The 18233-nt window shown below is 50.6% G+C and carries 11 protein-coding genes; 9 read left to right on the forward strand and 2 right to left on the reverse strand.

What is annotated here, in order from left to right:
* Window positions 1-32: 32 nt before the first annotated feature.
* Both MHI45_RS27950 and MHI45_RS27955 read left to right on the forward strand, forming a co-directional pair.
* Complete coding sequence (locus MHI45_RS27950; protein ID WP_076113591.1) at window positions 33-2501, forward strand: GH36-type glycosyl hydrolase domain-containing protein; 2469 nt, start codon at window positions 33-35, stop codon at window positions 2499-2501.
* Window positions 2502-2539: 38 nt separating this feature from the next.
* Window positions 2540-2689: a hypothetical protein gene (locus MHI45_RS27955; protein WP_340893912.1), complete on the forward strand. Its 150-nt coding sequence runs from the start codon at window positions 2540-2542 to the stop codon at window positions 2687-2689.
* Between the two features lie 192 nt (window positions 2690-2881).
* Here MHI45_RS27955 and MHI45_RS27960 read toward each other — a convergent pair whose 3' ends face one another.
* The gene (locus MHI45_RS27960; protein ID WP_340893910.1) at window positions 2882-3742 is read right to left on the reverse strand and encodes an AraC family transcriptional regulator; all 861 of its coding nucleotides are present in this window, start codon (window positions 3740-3742) and stop codon (window positions 2882-2884) included.
* A 193-nt stretch (window positions 3743-3935) separates the two neighbouring features.
* Complete coding sequence (locus tag MHI45_RS27965; protein WP_076113589.1) at window positions 3936-5066, reverse strand: glycoside hydrolase family 88 protein; 1131 nt, start codon at window positions 5064-5066, stop codon at window positions 3936-3938.
* Window positions 5067-5327: 261 nt separating this feature from the next.
* Between MHI45_RS27965 and MHI45_RS27970 the strand changes: the two genes are divergently transcribed.
* The 7 genes from MHI45_RS27970 to MHI45_RS28000 all read left to right on the forward strand — a co-directional run bounded on the left by MHI45_RS27970 (window position 5328) and on the right by MHI45_RS28000 (window position 18219).
* Window positions 5328-9275 (forward strand): endo-1,4-beta-xylanase, encoded by a 3948-nt coding sequence (locus MHI45_RS27970; RefSeq protein ID WP_340893909.1) that lies wholly within the window; start codon window positions 5328-5330, stop codon window positions 9273-9275.
* A gap of 149 nt (window positions 9276-9424) precedes the next feature.
* Window positions 9425-11053, forward strand: a complete 1629-nt coding sequence (locus MHI45_RS27975) for an S-layer homology domain-containing protein (RefSeq protein ID WP_340893908.1) — start codon at window positions 9425-9427, stop codon at window positions 11051-11053.
* A 90-nt stretch (window positions 11054-11143) separates the two neighbouring features.
* Complete coding sequence (locus MHI45_RS27980; RefSeq protein ID WP_038588083.1) at window positions 11144-12187, forward strand: LacI family DNA-binding transcriptional regulator; 1044 nt, start codon at window positions 11144-11146, stop codon at window positions 12185-12187.
* Window positions 12188-12265: 78 nt separating this feature from the next.
* Window positions 12266-14680, forward strand: a complete 2415-nt coding sequence (locus MHI45_RS27985; RefSeq protein ID WP_076113585.1) for a hypothetical protein — start codon at window positions 12266-12268, stop codon at window positions 14678-14680.
* Between the two features lie 240 nt (window positions 14681-14920).
* Window positions 14921-16330, forward strand: a complete 1410-nt coding sequence (locus MHI45_RS27990; protein WP_076113584.1) for an extracellular solute-binding protein — start codon at window positions 14921-14923, stop codon at window positions 16328-16330.
* Between the two features lie 33 nt (window positions 16331-16363).
* Window positions 16364-17341 (forward strand): carbohydrate ABC transporter permease, encoded by a 978-nt coding sequence (locus tag MHI45_RS27995; RefSeq protein WP_076113583.1) that lies wholly within the window; start codon window positions 16364-16366, stop codon window positions 17339-17341.
* Window positions 17341-18219: a carbohydrate ABC transporter permease gene (locus MHI45_RS28000; RefSeq protein WP_076113582.1), complete on the forward strand. Its 879-nt coding sequence runs from the start codon at window positions 17341-17343 to the stop codon at window positions 18217-18219. The genes MHI45_RS27995 and MHI45_RS28000 overlap by 1 nt, the downstream gene beginning before the upstream one ends.
* The last annotated feature ends 14 nt before the right edge of the window (window positions 18220-18233 follow it).

The raw sequence follows: 18233 nt of genomic DNA on the forward strand, positions 1-18233 counted from the left end.
AACTAATTTCATCTTAAAGGAGCTGAAGCTCAGTGAAAGCGGAACACTTCAAGCATGCTGAACCATCCGGGCAGCAGGAACATAAGGAGGCCGCGGGCGGCTTGCCGTCAAGCGGATTACGCACAAACCGCGCGGAGCCGAAGGATTACTATACCTTCAGCGACGAGGAGAAGGAAGTTGAATTTAAACGGCATGATATGCCTACGCCGTGGATGAACTACCTGTCGAACGGTACCTTCCACACAATGCTGTCGCATGCGGGGGGCGGTGTGGCCTTTTACAAGTCGCCCCAGATCTGGCGGATCACGCGCTACCGTTTCTTTCACCTGCCGATGGACCGTTCGGGTCCTTACATCTATGTGCAGGATGCAAAAACAGGCGGGTACTGGTGCCCGACCAGCGAGCCCGCCTTGGACAAACCTGAGGAGTGGAAAAGCGCCCACGGCATGGGTTATACCCGCTTTGAGGCGAAGCGGGCGGATATCGCCGCCAGGACGGTGTATTTTGTCGGGCCATACGAGAACTCGCTGATCTGGAATCTGACCTTGTCCAACCAGGGCAGTGCAGCGAAAGAACTGAAGGTTTACGCCTACGCCGAGTTCGGCATGATGGAATTTATGCGCGAGCTGCAGTGGCAATGCTACAACAAACATCAGGTTTCGGTGCAATATCATCCAGCGGAAACGCTGGTGTACCGGTACGGGGTCGAAAACCAGCCCAAACCGGAAGAGACGCCGCTGGTCTATCTGGCTTCGGATACGCCACTTTCTGGCTATGACGGCGACCGCGAGGAATTTATCGGCTGTTACCGCAGCGAATCCAACCCGGCGGCGATTGAGAACGGCGGCTGCACCGGATCAACGCTGATGGGCGGGGACCCCTGTGGTGCGCTGCAGTTCAATCTTACGCTGCAGCCGGGCGAGAGCCGCACCATCAATGTATTTCTCGGCACCGCAGCGGATGAGCAGGAAGTTGAACGGGCCGTAGCCCACTCCCGGGAAGCCGGATTTGTAGAATCCTCCTTCCTGGCGCTGAAAGAAAATTGGGCGAGCTATCTGGGAGCGTGGGAGAGCCGGCTGCCGGACAAGGACGCCGAGCGGATGATCAACATCTGGAATCCGTACCAGGCGCACCGTAACTTTCTGTTTTCACGCAACATTTCCTTTTACGCCACCGGCACGTTCCGCGGAGTGGGCTACCGGGACACCTCGCAGGATATTTTGGCGGTTGTGCCCTTCGACACAGAGCTTGCCTTTGACAAGCTGCGGCTTTTGCTTGGCCAACAATACAAGGACGGCCATGTTAACCATTATTTCTTTCCGAACGAAGGCTGGGAGCCGGTAACGAGTATCCATTCCGACGACCATTTGTGGACCGCACTTGCCGCATGGGATCTGCTTGCAGAAACCGGAGATGCCGCTTTTCTGGAAGCCAAACTGCCTTATTATGACGGCAGCGAAGGCACGGTATATGAGCATTTGAAGGCAGCGATTGATTTTACGGCGTCGAAGCTGGGGCCTAACGGCTTCCCGCTGATGCTACGCTCGGACTGGAACGACCAGTTGTTCCGTGTATGCCGCGAGGGGCGGGGCGAGAGTATCTGGACGGCGATGCAGCTTGGAACGGTGCTGCTGCGCATGATTGATCTTGCGGCCGCCGCCGGCCATCCGGAGCATACCGCTCAGTATGAAGCCATGTATGAGGCGCAGCGTAAACGGGTCAACAGCATCGGCTGGGACGGGCAATGGTTCCGGCGGGCCATTATGGACGACGGCCGGTTCCTCGGCAGCGACGAACACGACGAAGCCAAAATCTGGCTCAATGCCCAGACCTGGGCCACATTGTCCGGCATGGCGGACGAGGATAAGGGGCTGCGGGCGATGGACAGCGTCCGCGACATGCTGGACACGGAGCTCGGCATCAAAAAAATTCATCCTTCCATCACCAGCTTTCCCGATCCTGCCGACCCTTTGACCAATTACAACAAAGGGACGGGGGAGAACGGAGCAGTATTCTGCCACGCCAACACTTGGGCTATTATAGCTGAATGTATGCTGGGCCGGGGAGATTTGGCCTACAAATATTACCGCCAGCTGCTGCCGAATGTGGCCATGGACAAGGCGGGCTTATGGCGGTACAAAGCAGAGCCCTACGTCTATGCCTCCAACCTGTTCGGGCCGGAGTCTGACAAGTTCGGCCTCGCCAACGTGTCCTGGCTAACCGGAACGGCTGCATGGATGTATGTCGCCGCCACCCAGTATATTCTGGGGGTGAAGCCGGTGATGAACGGCTTGTCCATCGACCCCTGCATTCCCGCAGATTGGGAAGGTTTTACGGTGAAGCGGCGCTTCAGAGGCTGTGTCTATGACATCACCGTTACGAACGTAAGCAAGGTCTGCAAAGGCGTCAAACAAATCACCGTTGACGGAGAACGGGTGGAGGGCAACGTCCTGCCGCCGTACCCTGGACGCTCGTCCGTCAAGGTTGAAGTTATTCTGTAGCAGCCGCTGGTCTTCTCTAGCAGCAGGGGGATGCCGCTGTGGTTGATCTTTTCGGTTCCAATCTGGGCATTGTATTAGCGCTGAGGTCTGAGGAGCTGTTATTTGTGGAAAAGAGGCATGGCGTGCAGCGTCGCGGACTGGAAAGACGTTATTTCGCCGGAGAGCAGCAAACAGCGTGTGAAAAGTGATTATAACGTCACTGGTGCCCGCAAGCACCGGAAATGTGCCGAATATCTGCAAATAACGGCTCTGGTGTCCGAATCAGCTAGAGCAGGCGAAAATCGCCCCTTTTTGAAATGGTTGCTTATTACTTCCATTTTACCAAGGGGCGATTTTTTGTGATTATTATGAGATTGTGTGATCCAGCCCATGGCAGGGATTCAGCGGATGCTTTTTCTATATTGGTCCGGTGAAATTCCCTTGATCTTTTTAAACATCTGGCTGAAATATGACGGGGAAAGATCACCGACCTCCACAGCAATCTCCTGAATGGATTTACCGGTATTGGCTAAGAGTATGCAAGCCTCTCTTACACGCCGCTGAATCAAGTATTCGGACAGTGTGATGCCGGCATATTGCTTGAACAAATGTGAAATGTGGTAAGGCGACAGATGCAAACTGGCAGCCAGCGTTTCGAGGCTGAAGGGCTGCTTGTAATGTTCGTCCAGCCAGTCGGTAATCCGTTCGATATGTGAGCCTCCACGCGACTGGATAGGATTGTCTTCGGTTTGGACACCGGACACTTGTTTTTGAAGCAAACGCATCAGCTGAAGCATCAGGAATCCGGTATCTTCTTCTTTGTTTGCGGCAGAATCATTTACGGAATGATGTAATTCCTCCAGCAAATCCAGAATCGGAGTATTATTCATGGCGTAGAAAACCGGCCTCTGCAGAGTACCCTTCCACATGTTCCGGAAAAACTTCTCCAGGAAAGGAAAAGCGGTAAGATAATGCTCCAGAAAACTGGGGTCAAAGGTCAGATTGGTCCGAATATAAGAACGGTTGGGGGCCGGAGGAACCATCACTTTGTGCAACTGATAGGGCTGGAACCAAACCAGCGTATGATCCTGAATGGGGTAGGTCTGATTCTCCACCATGATTTCTCCATGACCGTTATATATGTACAATATTTCAATTCCCCTGTGCGCGTGAAACCAATGGGATTCATCATCTTCATATTTATACTTGTACATCAATAGACCGGGTTCAAGCCCTTTGGGCGTACGATCGTTCCTGTTCATGAAACGCTCCCTTGCAACCATTTTTACTTACAGTATAAATAGCAGGCGATGAAAAATAAAATAGTTTAATAAAAGCGTCAGCAATCCATATAGCACATCAAACCGGCAGAGCTCCGATGGGGGGGCCTGCCGGTTTGCGATTACATATACGGTTGTAAGGTTGATTCATCTTATACCGTTGCCCAAATTCACATTAACGTTCGTACCAATATCCCGGTATTCCTTGCTCCAGCCGCATCAGCGCTTCCAGGAAAAAATAGTCGCCCCAGATCATGAAATCATCGGGAGACGAATTTCCCCTGACGGAATAGGAACCATGCCTCAGAAAACCCTCCTCAGTCTGACTGCCGGCAGTGAAATAGCGGTTCACCAGAGAATCTATAGATTTGTGGACTGCTTCGTCAAGGAATGCCCGATCCGGATCATCTTCCGGCAAGTGTTCAAGCAGCTCAAGGATACCGCATACAAAGATAGCAGAAGCCGAGCTGTCGCGGGGTGTGTCCTGCTCTTGCGGAGCATCGAAATCCCAGTACGCAACATGATCCTCCGGGAGCTGCTCCAGAAAATAACGGGCAAGCCGTTTAGAGGTATCCAGGAAATAAGGTTCTTTGAGATGGCGGTAAGCTAAGGCAAAGCCATACACACCCCATGCCTGTCCCCGCGTCCAAGTGGAACCGTCTTGATAACCCTGTTCAGTTCCTCCGCGGATAGAATTTCCCGTTACCTGATCAAAATAAAAAGTATGGTAGGAAGAGTCATCTCCCCTCACCAGGAACCGGCGGCTTTTCTCAGCCTGAATGCTGGCGCAGTCGGCATAGCTGCGGTCCCCGGTCTGTTCAGTAGCCCAATAGAGCAGGGGGAGATTCATCAGGCAGTCAATGATAATCCGGCCCCCGTTGGCACTATCACCTTCCGGCCCCCAGGCTTGAAACAACTGCGGGGCAGACCGCCAGCGTTTCATCAGAATATCGGCAGCCTGCAGCGCCAGCAGACGGGAATCTTCATCCTTATCGACAATCCAGCGGGCCTTCGCGGACAACGAATATAAAAAGCCGATGTCATGATGATCGAGTCCCTGTTCAGCCTCCAAGCGTTTTTTGAGTGAGTCCACACTTTTGATGGCTGCAGCATGAATCTCCGGGTCCTTGCTGTATTCGTAGCTCAGCCATAATATCCCGGACCAGAATCCTTCCGTCCAGCTGGTATGGTCAGTTAAATGATATTTGCCGTCCCCAAGGCTTACGATGGGAAATTGGTCTCCGAAGCGCTTGATGTTAAGACGGGTGGTGGCCAACGTTTGTTCAATCGCCGATTTCCAGTTCATAATAACCTCCATAGTATCGCTCAATTGTTCTTATGATTATTATAAGCCAATCAATTTGTTGATTTGTTGTGCAAGTTCTTAGGTAAGTTGCGGATTAAGCGCAATTCAAATGTTATATAAAAAGTACGGTACAATCTTTAATTTAGAGTAAGACGCACTTTTTGCATTATGCTACGATTTGGGGTGAGAAAGGGGGGCGGCTTTCCATAGTTGTAAGCGCTTAACTTGTCTAACCCAAATTCATACAGAGGAGTGCAACGCATGAGTAAAATGATTAAACAGGTCTTCTCGTTAGTACTGGCAGCGAGTCTGCTTATTCCGTTAGGCTGTCTTGCTCCGGTTGCGCAAGCTGCAACACCGAAACTGGAAGTCACGAAAACGGTTTATCACGAAACCTTTGCGGCCGGTGCAGGCAAAGCTGTTCAATCGGGTGGTGCCAGCCTGACGGCTGTCACCGGCAAGTCTTTTGCAGGCAATGCAGACGGAGCGGCATTATACGTAAGCAACAGAGTAAACAACTGGGACGCGGCTGATTTCAAATTCAGTGCCCTCGGCCTGGAAAACGGAAAAACCTACACGGTGACTTCAATTGTTTATGTGGATGTAAATGTGGATCTGCCCAGCGGCGCCAATGCTGCACTTCAAACTGTGAACAGCTATGGAAATTATGCGGAAGTGAGTTTTGAAGCGGGCAAAGCCGTCACCCTGACTAAGGAATTTACCGTCGATACAAGCAAAGATCAGGCCTTGCGCATGAACTCCAACAAAGCAGGAGCCGAGGTTTCTTTCTATATCGGAGACCTCCTTATCACCGAGAAAATCGCTTCGGACGGTGGAGAAGAGCCGCCCAGAGAACCGGCTTTACCGTTCACTGCCATCACCTTTGAGGATCAGACTACCGGCGGTTTTGGAGGCAGAGCCGGGACTGAGAAGCTGACTCTTACAGATACAGAGAATCATACCGAGGGTGGTTCCTATGCCTTGAAAGTAGAGGCCAGAACAGCTACGTGGCATGGGCCGTCCTTGCGTGTGGAGAAGTATGTGGACCAGGGCAGCGAATATAACATTTCGGCATGGGTCAAGCTGATTGAACCCGCAAGCTCGCAGCTGCAGCTGTCCACGCAGACCGGGAATGGAAGCAGTGCAAATTATGTAGCTCTTTCCCCAAAAACAATCAGTGCCAGCGACGGTTGGGTTAAATTTGAGGGAAGCTACCGTTATAACAGTGTGGGCGGCGAATATTTAACCATCTATGTCGAGAGCGCAAATAACGCAGCAGCATCTTTCTATATCGACGACATCCATTTTGAGAAAACAAGCACAGGTCCAATCGCCATACAAAAGGACCTGATTCCTGTAAAGACTGCCTATCAAAATGATTTTTTGATCGGCAACGCGATAACAGCCGAGGATCTGGAAGGCGTGCGGCTGGAGCTGCTTAAAATGCATCACAATGTCGCTACCGCAGGAAACGCGATGAAACCGGATGCGCTGCAGCCGGCGAAGGGCAATTTTACCTTCGACGCTGCGGATTCCATGGTTGCTAAGGTACGGGCTGAAGGGATGTTGATGCATGGGCATGTGCTGGTATGGCATCAGCAATCCCCCGTGTGGATGAATACGACAAAGGATGCGGAAGGTAATAGCCTTCCCTTGGGGCGGGACGAAGCGCTCGCAAATCTGCAGACTCATATTAAAACGGTCGTGGAACATTTCGGTGACAAGGTGATCTCTTGGGATGTCGTGAACGAAGCGATGAGCGATAATCCGGGTAATCCGGCAGATTGGGAAACCTCGCTGCGTGAATCCCCTTGGAAGAGTTCCATTGGCGCAGATTATGTGGAGCAGGCCTTCCTGGCGGCAAGAGAAGTGCTGGACCAACATCCAGATTGGAATATCAAGCTTTACTACAACGATTACAACGAAGATAACCAGAATAAAGCGGCAGCCATTTATAATATGGTCAAAGCCATCAATGATAGGTATGCGCTTACACATCCGGGAAAACGCCTCATCGACGGCATCGGCATGCAGGGGCACTACAGTATCAACACCAATCCCGAAAACGTAAAGCTGTCGCTGGAGAAGTTTATTTCCTTAGGCGTAGAAGTAAGCATCACCGAGCTTGATATTCAGGCTGGAAGCAACAATCAGCTTTCCGAGAAGCTTGCGAATGCCCAGGGCTATTTATACGCGCAATTGATGGAGCTCTTCAAAACTCACGCCGCAAATATAGAGCGCGTTACCTTCTGGGGCTTGGACGACCATACGAGCTGGAGAGCTTCTGCTAATCCGTTATTATTCGATAAGAACCTGCAGGCCAAGCCGGCTTACTACGGGGTTATCAACCCCGGTAAATTTATGGAGGAGCATAAACCTGATTCTACCGGCGCAAACCAATCCACCGCGGTTTATGCTTCACCTGTAGTTGACGGGACGGTTGATGCTGTCTGGAGCAAGGCGGCGGAGTTGCCGGTGAATCGGTACCAGATGGCGTGGCAGGGCGCGACCGGAGTGGCCAAAACCCTCTGGGATGATCAAAATCTGTATGTTTTGATTCAGGTCAGCGACGCGCAGCTGGACAAGAGCAGTAAGAACGTATGGGAACAGGATTCCGTCGAAATCTTCCTGGATGAAAACAATGGGAAAACGACGTTCTATCAAGACGATGACGGACAGTTCAGAGTCAATTTTGACAACGCGACTTCCTTCAATCCGGCTGGGATCGCTGGCGGATTCGAATCATCAACCAAGGTTGCCGGAACCAACTACACAGTAGAAGTGAAGATTCCGTTTAAAAAAATCTCAGCAAGCAACGACAAAAAGATCGGTTTCGACGTACAGATCAATGACGCCAAAGACGGGGCCCGGCAAAGTGTTGCCGCATGGAATGATACAACCGGCAATGGATATCAGGACACCTCCGTTTACGGTGTGCTTGCGCTTACGGGTAAACCTGGCCAATCGAACGAGGGCGGCAACAGCAACAATAACAACAGTAACAGTAGCAACGGATCAACTCCGCAGACCGGAACCGTTGAGAGCAAAGACGGTGTGGTGGCGATCAAACCGGAAGTAAAGACCGAAGGCGCAGTGGCGAAGGCGGCGATTTCGGGCGACCACCTGAAAAAAGCGCTTGAGCAAGCCGCTCCGGCAGCAAATGGACGGAAACAGATCATAGTCGAAGTGCCGAAGCAAGCAAACGTATCCTCGTATGAAGTGCAGCTTCCGACTCAAAGCTTGAAGAGCCAGGAAAACTATGTGCTTTTGATAAAAACAGACTTAGCGGCCATCGAGGTTCCGAGCAATATGCTGTCCAGTGCTGCAGTAAATACTGACACCGTGTCCATCCGTGTAAATCAGGCCTCAATGGACAATTTGAATACGGCAGCCCGTGATAGGATTGGCAATCGTCCGGTAATGGAGCTGAACGTCATAGCTGGCGGCCAGGCAGTGACATGGAACAACCCGAATGCGCCTGTAAAGGTAACCGTTCCTTACAAGCCGGCAGTGGAAGAGCTGGGCCACACGGATTCGCTCGTCGTTTGGTACCGTGCAGCCAATGGCAGCATGATAGCTATCCCGAACGGCCGCTATGACGCCGCAAGCGGAGCACTTGTGTTCCAAACGACTTATTTTGGCACCTACGCGGCAGCGTATAACCCTATGAGCTTTGAGGATATGGAGAACCTGTCTTGGGCAAAGCAGGCTGTTGCTGCCATGGCTGCCCGGGATATCGTCAAAGGAACCTCAAAGACCAGCTTCTCCCCGGAGACAGCCATGAATAGAGCGGACTTCACCGCGCTTCTTGTGCGAGCCCTTGAATTGAAGGGTACAGATCAGGATAGTGCTGCCTTCAGCGATGTCCAGAAAGACGCTGATTATAGAAATGAACTTGCCATTGCGAAGCAACTAGGCATCGTCACTGGCTATGAAGGCAACATGTTCAAGCCAAACAGTGAGCTTTCCCGCCAGGATATGATGGTGATCGCTTACCGTGCACTGGCGGCAGCCGGCAAAAAGGCCATTGGCAGCGCAACTTTGGAAACCTATTCGGATGCAGACCGGATTGCTGATTATGCCAGAGAAAGCCTGGCGGCTCTGGTGAAATTCGGAATTGTGAGCGGCAAAGACGGCAAGCTTGCACCGGACGATACGCTCACCCGCGCTGAAGCGGCAGTTATTGTGTACCGCATTTGGAATTTGTAACTTGTATTTACATCTCTCAACCTAAACAGCTAGTGTCTGGAAATTTCCGGCGACTGGCTGTTTTTTGCTGTGATTTACCAGTATTTCATCAATGAATAAAGATTCTATCTTTGATACAATTCTAAAATTGATGTCATAGGAGGAATCTCGTGAAGGCCATATTAGGTAGATTCATAATAGCGGCAGCCGCTGTCATTTGCTCAACAAGCATGTTTTGTCAGCATATATTGGCCGATGGGCGGCTGCCTTTTGATGATATAAACACAAGCTATGCCCAAAAAGAGATCATAGATTTATATAATAAAAAGCTTATTACAGGAACCTCGTTGACGAGTTTTTCACCAGCCAAGTTTATGACCAGAGCAGAGTTTATTACTGTGCTGGAACGTTTGCTAAAGCTTGACCCAGTGGCTAGTCCAGTAACGGATTTTACAGATGTAGTAAAGAGTGAATGGTATTACGGTCCGATTCAGGCGGCTGTTCAGCTGAACCTGGCAAGTGGAACCTCGGAGACTACTTTTGCACCTAAAAGAGCTGTTACAAGACAAGAGGCAGCTGTTTGGATGGCTGGTGCATTGCAACAAACGAACGGCAAATCCGCTAATCTGACAGCATATAAGGATAGTAATTGTATTGCTGCTTGGGCTAGGGATTCTGTTGCTGCCGTTAGTAAGCTAGGGTTAATGAACGGCGATGAAAAAGGATATTTTCGTCCAACGGATGCAATTACCAGGCAGGAAGCAACTGTACTTATTTATCGGGTGCTGCAAAATAAAAGCTGGGCCACAGAGCTTGAGAGTGAGCCGCATAAACATATTGTAATCGGCTGGCAGTATGGACAAACAACCGCAGACTATAAGAGTACTATTCTGAAATCGAATGTGAACATCTTATCTCCACGGTGGTACTTTGTAGGGAGAAGTGGGATGGTAACGGATTCAACGGAAATTTCGCTTGTTTCGTGGGCAAAGACGAAGGACAAAGAAATTTGGGCGATGGTCGGTAACCGGTCCGATCAAGAAGCTACTCATCTAATGTTATCTAGCATAACAGCAAGAAATACTGCAATAACCCAATTAGCAGCGATGGTAAGTAAATATGACATTGATGGGCTAAATATAGATTTTGAGAATGTAAAGGCAGCGGATCGGAAATATTTTACAGATTTTATTGCTTTATTAGCAGAGAGATTGCATGGCGTTAATGCTACGTTGTCTATAGATGTGTCGCCTGATCTTGGTACGGATTGGACAGAGGCATTCGACTACGCTGCGCTTGGGGAACAAGTGGATTATGTAGTAATGATGGGCTACGATGAGCATTACGGTGGAAGTGTCAATCCAGGCTCCAATGCTTCGCTTCCCTATATCATAAACGCAGTCGAAACCTTGCTAAAGGTCGTATCAAATGACAAGGTTATATTGGCACTGCCATTCTATAACCGGGACTGGATGTTGAAGCAAAATGGAACAGTTTCATCCTCCGAATTCATTACGTTCACTGAGCAAAATCAGAGAATCAGCACCTATTCAATGAGACCGCTATGGAATGAATCATTAGCTCAATACGTTGCCGGCTATACGGACAATGCCATGCAACACTTGATTTGGATTGAGGACGGGCGCTCGTTAATTGCCAAATATCATTTTGCTGTTACTAAAAATTTAGCGGGAGTGGCCTACTGGTACATAGGCGGGGAAAGTCCGGATATTTGGACAAGCATGAGTAATGCGGAGAAATATTACGGTTATTCCTTCTTAACCAATAAAACCCCTTGATTCATCAAGTTTCGTATGGTATATTTTAGGTGTCATTCAACAATCTAAACGTTTAACAAAACGTTTGCGGCATAGAATAGGAGAATTACAATGAGCAAAACCAGCATTAAGCATATCGCCGCTAAAGCCAATGTTTCGATTGCTACAGTCTCCTATGTGCTTAATGGTACCCGCAATGTCCGTCCAGAAACGCGTCAGCGAGTCGTTGAAGCCATTGAGGAGCTGAATTACAAACCCAACGATATTGCCAAGAGCCTCAAGCTCAACCGTACGAATACGATCGGTGTTATCGCAGAGGATGTGACGGTGTTTAATGCACCCGAGATTATTGATGGTATTAATGATTTTGGCGATCGGCATGATCTGCATATTTTGCTGGTCAATCTTCGTCTAAATAAACGTATCGGCCGTAATTTTGCTGATATAGAAGCATACCGGAAGTACGCCTCCAATGCCGTGTCCGAGCTGCTCAGCAAGCAGGTGGACGGGATTATCTATATCGGTGTACATACCCGTGACCTAACCGGACTAATTGATGCAGACGACAAACCTATTGTATATACCTATGGTTATACACGGGACGACATTTCCATACATTATAACGATGAACAGGCTTCTTATGAGGCCATGTCCCATCTGGTCGCGAAGGGTCATAGCAGAATCGCGGTCATTAGCGGGCTGATGGATTCCATTCCGTCCAGACAGCGGCTGAACGGTTATTATCGGGCGATTACCGACTTTGAACTGCCCTTTGATCCTTTATTGATCAAGATGGGGGACTGGGAGCGGGAATCCGGATATCGCCTGACCGGCGAGCTGTTATCTCTGCCGGAGCCGCCGACGGCTATCCTCTCCATGAATGATGTTATGGTGGTAGGGGTATTGCAGGCAGCCGACGAAAGAGGCGTTAAGGTTCCGGAGGACTTGTCGGTGATTGGCTTCGATAACCGGGAATTCAGCGATTATCTGCGCCCGCGGATTACGACGATGGAACTTCCGCTGCACGAGATGGGATATCAGGCCATAGAGAGCTTGTACAATGTGATCAATGGGAACGAGTCGGCGCCCCTGATTATGCCGGAATGCCGGTTAATCGAGCGTGACTCTGTAGCTGCTGTAAACGATGTGAGATAAAGCCGATGTCTCACATCATATTTTTTCATTTATCTAAACGTTTAGATTATAAGGCAGGACGTGAAAGAGGTGATGGCGATGACGTTTCTCAGCAATGCAAAATACAGAATGGAGCTTAGCTCCCGGGGAGCCATGCAGTCCCTGGTGATGCAGGAAGATCCCGCCGCAATGAACTGGGTGGTTAATCCCGCTTATCTGCAACAGGCAGGATACGAAGACGAGGATAAGCTGTTCGGGGAATGGACGCTCGAATTGAATGGGAAGATCATACGCAGTGTGGATCTTAAGCCGAGGGTGATCCAGGAGGGAGAGCATCGCGCTGCTGTTGAATTTGATGCTTTTCCGGTAACGATCCGCTTCGTATACACACTGGAGGAGGAGCGCTTCAGGTGGAGCATCGAATTGTCCAACCGCTCCGAACAAGCTGTACGGATTAACGGGCTGCATGTATGGTTCTCGCTGGCCTATATCATGTTCAGGGATGAGAATGTGCTGCGCAATATGCGTGAATCGTGTGCAGTGTTCACTCATTTGGGCGGAGACTTCACCAAGTTTGCCGCTATCAGGCGCAGCAATGAGGCGCCGCACTTGGGTATTTATCAGACTGGGGGCAGAACAGTCACGGCAGGCTCCTATTGCCGTTATAGTAACCGCTTTCTTGAGCAGGTATCACCTTCCTTGGACGGCTTGCTGTATCATCGGCTGTCGCTGGTGGAGGATGGAGCTTCAATGCCCGCCTCAGCAGCTGCAGATTGGATCTATGGTAACGCTTACCATGCACTGGATCTGGATCCCGGGCAGACCTCCAGCTGGGAGTATGTATTTCTCCCTTGCCAGGATCAGGATGATTTCTACCGCCAGGGAGCCGCGTTTGGCCACCCGCACTGGAGCTATACGCCTGTGCTGACACAGGGCGGAATCTTTCAAGCTGAGGTTGGGATAAGACAGGAACAGTCTATACGTGAAATACGCCTATTCAGCGCTCCACCGGGAACGGAGGAGATCCGCCGCGAAGACATTACAGATCAGGCGATTCCGGTAAAAGGAGAGAGTGGCAGGTACACACTTACGCTGCTTCGTCCGGCGCCCGGTGAGCATAAGCTGGAGCTGGTGCTTGAAGACGGACGCAGCGACATCCTGGTGTGGAACGTGCTGGAGCCGATCGACATTATGCTGGAGAAACGGGCGGAATGGCTGGTAGCCCATAGCTATGGAAGCGCAGATGGAGTGGAACGCCCCTACGCGTTCCGTCCCTTGTCCAATCAGGGAGAATCGCTTGGCAAGCTGACCTTCCTGCTGATGAAGAACAGCATGTCGGCTGCAGTGCCGGAGCAGGTTGAGAAGGCCGAGGCTGCTGCAGTGCTGGATATGAAGCTCCATTGGTTCGAGGAGGGCGATTTTACTCGGCCGCGCCCCTTGTATGGAGGCTTCTACCGGATTTATGATCTGGATTATATTGCGCATGTTTTCTACCTGCTGTCGAGAATGGATGCTGCGCTGCTGAGGCTGCATCCGCCACAGCTTTATCTGGAGTGGGCTGCCGAAGTGATATGCCTGCGTCTGAACCCGGACTGCCATTCCAGGCAGCGCGAGAAAGACGAGGCGGGGCTGAACGGCATTTTCACCCTATATATTCAGGATTTGCTGCAGGCACTTGAGGAGGAGGGACTTGCGGAATGGCAGGGGCAATTGCAGCAGCTATGGGAGCGGTTCGGCCGGAATCTGCAGACAGAAGTACAGCAATACGGCGGGGCAATTACAGAGCACTTCTATGATAACGCAGGGTTCGGACCTACCTGTGAAACGCTGTGCCATCTTGGGAATCTGGACGAAGCGGAACGCTACGGACAGCTGATTCTGGCGAACATCGGGTTCAGTAATGACTACAGGGTCCAGAATCCGGACCGCTGGTGGGAAGCCCTCTCTTCCATGATCCATTCCTTATGGGGGGGATTGGTGTCCGGCTCGGCGCGGGTTGCCTATGAGCATTTGGGCAATCCCGAATATTTGGAGGCGGCTTACCGTTCTACAATGGCCGTGTTCAATTGTTATGACTGGAATGTGCGCTCCACTCCGCGCCGCTTGCAGCCGGGAGAGGCGGCCTCAACTTACAGTGTGGCTGCACCGAATCTGAATATGCCGGAGTTATCGAGGAACAGGTTCGGACAGTCGGTATTTGTAGCAAGCAGTGATCCGTTATTCGCCTCGCTGTTCTCCACTGTATCCGGAGATGATTGGGACATGGGTGAAGAGCTGGTTGCCTACTTATTGGGTTTTGGGACAACCGCCTACCTCTATAGAGACAGCAGCGGCAAGCTGCGTTGTGTTAACGGTTATGTTACCGAAGAGGCGGACGGCTGGACAATTACGAGCTATGCAGCGTACCCTTCCAGATACCTGCTGCTTGAAGACAAGGTGGGATTCCGCTCCGGGCAAGGCCGGCTGCAGCGCCAAGTAAGACTTCAGGGCGGCGTCTTCAGCGCTTGTCCATAATCGCCGGAAGAAGCGGCAGAATGGGACAAGCTGCTTAAAGGACAAAACCCGCGAAGCTTTTAGATTAAACGTTTAACTTAGTATAATCGAAATAAATATAGGTGAACTTGGAAAATCGCCATTAGGTAAAGGAGCAGCGAAGGGGAAGTCCAAGTCTTCTCCGCAGTTGCACAGGATACCTAAATGAAAAACTCACAAGTTCATTTTATATAGATTTAAAAGAAAAGGGAGGCAACAAACATGAAGTTTGGTAAACGCACTCTGGTTCTATCACTGGCATTAACAATGGTCTTCGCTTCGCTGGCCGGCTGTTCGGGGAATGGAGAGGAAAACACGGGTAACTCTGCCGCCAAAGCCACAGAAAAAGCCGCGAATGATAAGGGAGGCACGTCCGGCAAGGATATTACGCTTGAACTGTTGTATTGGGGCGATGACGCGCAGAAGAAGCTGGTGGAAGAGGCTGCAGAGAAATATACAGCAGACACTGGAGTTAAGATCAATGCGCAAGTGCTGCCGGCGGACGGAACCTTTGATACTTTCATTCAGACCCGCCTAGCCTCCGATCAACTGCCGGATATCAGCTACATGGGTGAGGGGGATATTCAAAAATACAATGAAATGGGCATTCTCGAGGATATTAGTGACCTGCTTGCCGATGGTTCGATACCGGAGAAATTGGCAGCGATTACAATCCATTCTCCGGAGCAGAAAGTTATCGGTGTCGGCCTCTCCAACCAACTGGAGCTGCTGTACTACAGTAAAGCGAAATTCGATGCTGCGGGCATCGCCTATCCGCCATCCAAGGTTGAGGATGCCTGGGATTGGGACACCTTTGTGAGCAATGCCAAGAAGCTGACCACGGATACCAAAGGCAAAACGGCCGCAGATGAGGGGTTCAACGCTTCATTGACAGAGAATTACGGAATCGGGTTTACCGCGGGACGTGAGTTCCATCATTTCTGGGCAGCCAATGCGAACGGAGGCGGTATTGTATCTCCGGACGGCAAGGAATTTCTGTGGGATTCGCCCAAATCGGTTGAGGGTATCCAGAAGCTGGCCGATCTTATCAACAAGGACAAGGTAGCCTCGCCCTTCAATTATTCATGGACTACCGGCGCCGGTTCGGTTATTGATGCGCTGAGCGGCGGCTATGCGATGGCGGTCAGCGGCTCGTGGGATTTGGCTAACATCAAAGGCAATGATGATATCGGTGTCGGCGTGTTGCCAAAGATGGAACAAGCCGTAACGATGAACGCAGGCGCTCCACTGGTAGTTTACAATACGTCCAAGCATATTGAGGAAGCCAAGAAATTCTACGCTTACATGGTTAACCCGGAGAATGCCCTGGACCTGCTCAAGAGCGGAGCATGGCTGCCTAACCAAGCCGACTGGTACACCGACCCTGCCCTCATTGAGAAATGGACTGCCGATCTTCCGGCAAGTGCCAAAGAAACGATACTCAGTTATTCCACAACCAAGGATTCCATTGCACAGTGGCCTGCTTATTATGTTCCGGCCTACCTTAAGATGAATACGGAATACGAGAAATCCATCGACAAGGCGCTGACCGGTCAGAAGAGCGTCAAGGACATCTACGATGAGATTATGCCAACGATTAAGAAACTGTGGGAAAGCGGAAAAGTTTCGTAATTAAAGCTTATTTTCAAAGAGAGGGCTATGGCTATGAATCCAGAGAGCAAGACCGGTACGGCAACCAACTATGTTAAAAAGCCTGCCAAAGGCGCCACCAAGGAAGCGGTCGCCGGATATTTATTTGCAGCACCCGCGATTATCGGCTTTTTGGTACTGACCCTGTATCCGATGTTGGCCAGCTTGTTCTACAGCTTTCACAAAATCACGGTGATGAGCGGCGGGCAGGTGATGGAATGGATCGGGCTGGACAACTTCAGATATATTTTCAGCAATCCAAGCTCCGAGTTCAAAAAATCGATCACGGTCACCCTGATTTACGCTTTTATCAACGTAGCGCTTGTTATTGCCTTCTGTCTGCTGGTCGCGCTCTTGCTGAACCGCAAGTTTCTAGGCAGAAATATGCTGCGGGCGGTCTTCTTCCTGCCCTCGGTCATTCCGATGCTGGCGACCACGATTGTCTGGCAGATGCTGCTGCAGAATCAGGCCAAGGGCGGTTTGGTCAACTGGCTGCTGCTGCAGCTGGGCATAGCACCTTTAGACTTCCTGACAGACCCTGTGCGGATCTTCGAGACGTTGTTTATTATGAGCTTGTGGACATGCGGGGGCACGATTGTTGTCTTCATTGCTACCTTGCAGGATGTTCCCGGTGAACTGCTGGAGGCGATCGAGATGGACGGGGGCAATGCCTGGCACAAGTTCCAGAAGGTCACCTACCCGACGATCAAGCCAGTACTCTTTTTCCAATTGATTATGTGCATGATGACCTCTATCCAGATTTACACCCAAAGTGTGGTGTTGTCCAGAAACGGTGCACCGGACCGGATGACTTATTTCATCAACGTTATGATTTATGATCATTCCTTTGTGCAGGTGGGGATGCGCGGGCTGGCGTCTGCCGAGGCTTGGGTCGTCTTCCTGATCACATTGGTCATTACGGTTATTTTGTTCTATTTCCAGGGCGCGCTCAAGAAGGATGATTCGATGGGCAAAAGAAAGAGGGTGAGATAATGGCTGTATCTGCGACTGTAAAATATTCAAGTCTTAAGAGAGCAAAGAACAAAACAAAAGCGGTGAACGTCATACTCATCCTACTCTCCTGCCTGCTCGCTTTGGTATTCGCCTTTCCGCTTTATTGGCTGCTGCGCGGCGCATTCGTTAACCATTCAGAGATTCTGGCGCGCCCGCCAGTATTTATCCCCAGTGAGCCGGGCTTTGATAATTTCCGGCTGGGGCTTGAGCGCATCCAGTTTCTGCGGCAGCTCTGGAACTCCGTCTCGATTGTGGTGCCTTATGTAATCGGAACAGTCCTGACCACGAGTTTTGCCGGTTATGCTTTTGCCAAACTGCGGTTCCCGCTGCGCGGGATGTGGTTCGTGCTCGTAATCAGCACCATGATGCTGCCAAGCGCTGTAACCCTGCTGCCGCAATATTCCCTGTATACCTCCTTGGGACTGGCCGGCAAGCCAGCACTTATTATTCCCGCATTTTTCTGCGCAGGCGGCAATGCATACTTTGTCTTTTTGCTCCGGCAATTTTTCACGACCATTCCGCTTGAACTCAGTGAAGCGGCTAAGATTGACGGTGCGGGTTATTTCCGCATTTACTCCCGCATCATGCTGCCGCTCATTCGTCCGGCCATGATTGTTGTGGCCCTGTTCAGCTTCATCAACTGCTGGAATGAATTTTTCTATACGATGATTTATTTGAAGACAGAAGCGGATTATACACTGCCAATGGGTTTGTATATTGTGAACGGAATGCGCATTCCGAACTATGAACAGGTTATGGCGCTCGCTCTGGTCGTTACGGCTCCCTGCCTGGTGTTCTTCCTGATTGGCAACAAATATTTTGTGGAAGGTATTGCGTTGACAGGAATCAAGGGATAAAAAGGAGGAGACAA

The sequence above is a fragment of the Paenibacillus sp. FSL H3-0321 genome (assembly GCF_038002865.1).
GTDB lineage: Bacteria > Bacillota > Bacilli > Paenibacillales > Paenibacillaceae > Paenibacillus_AQ.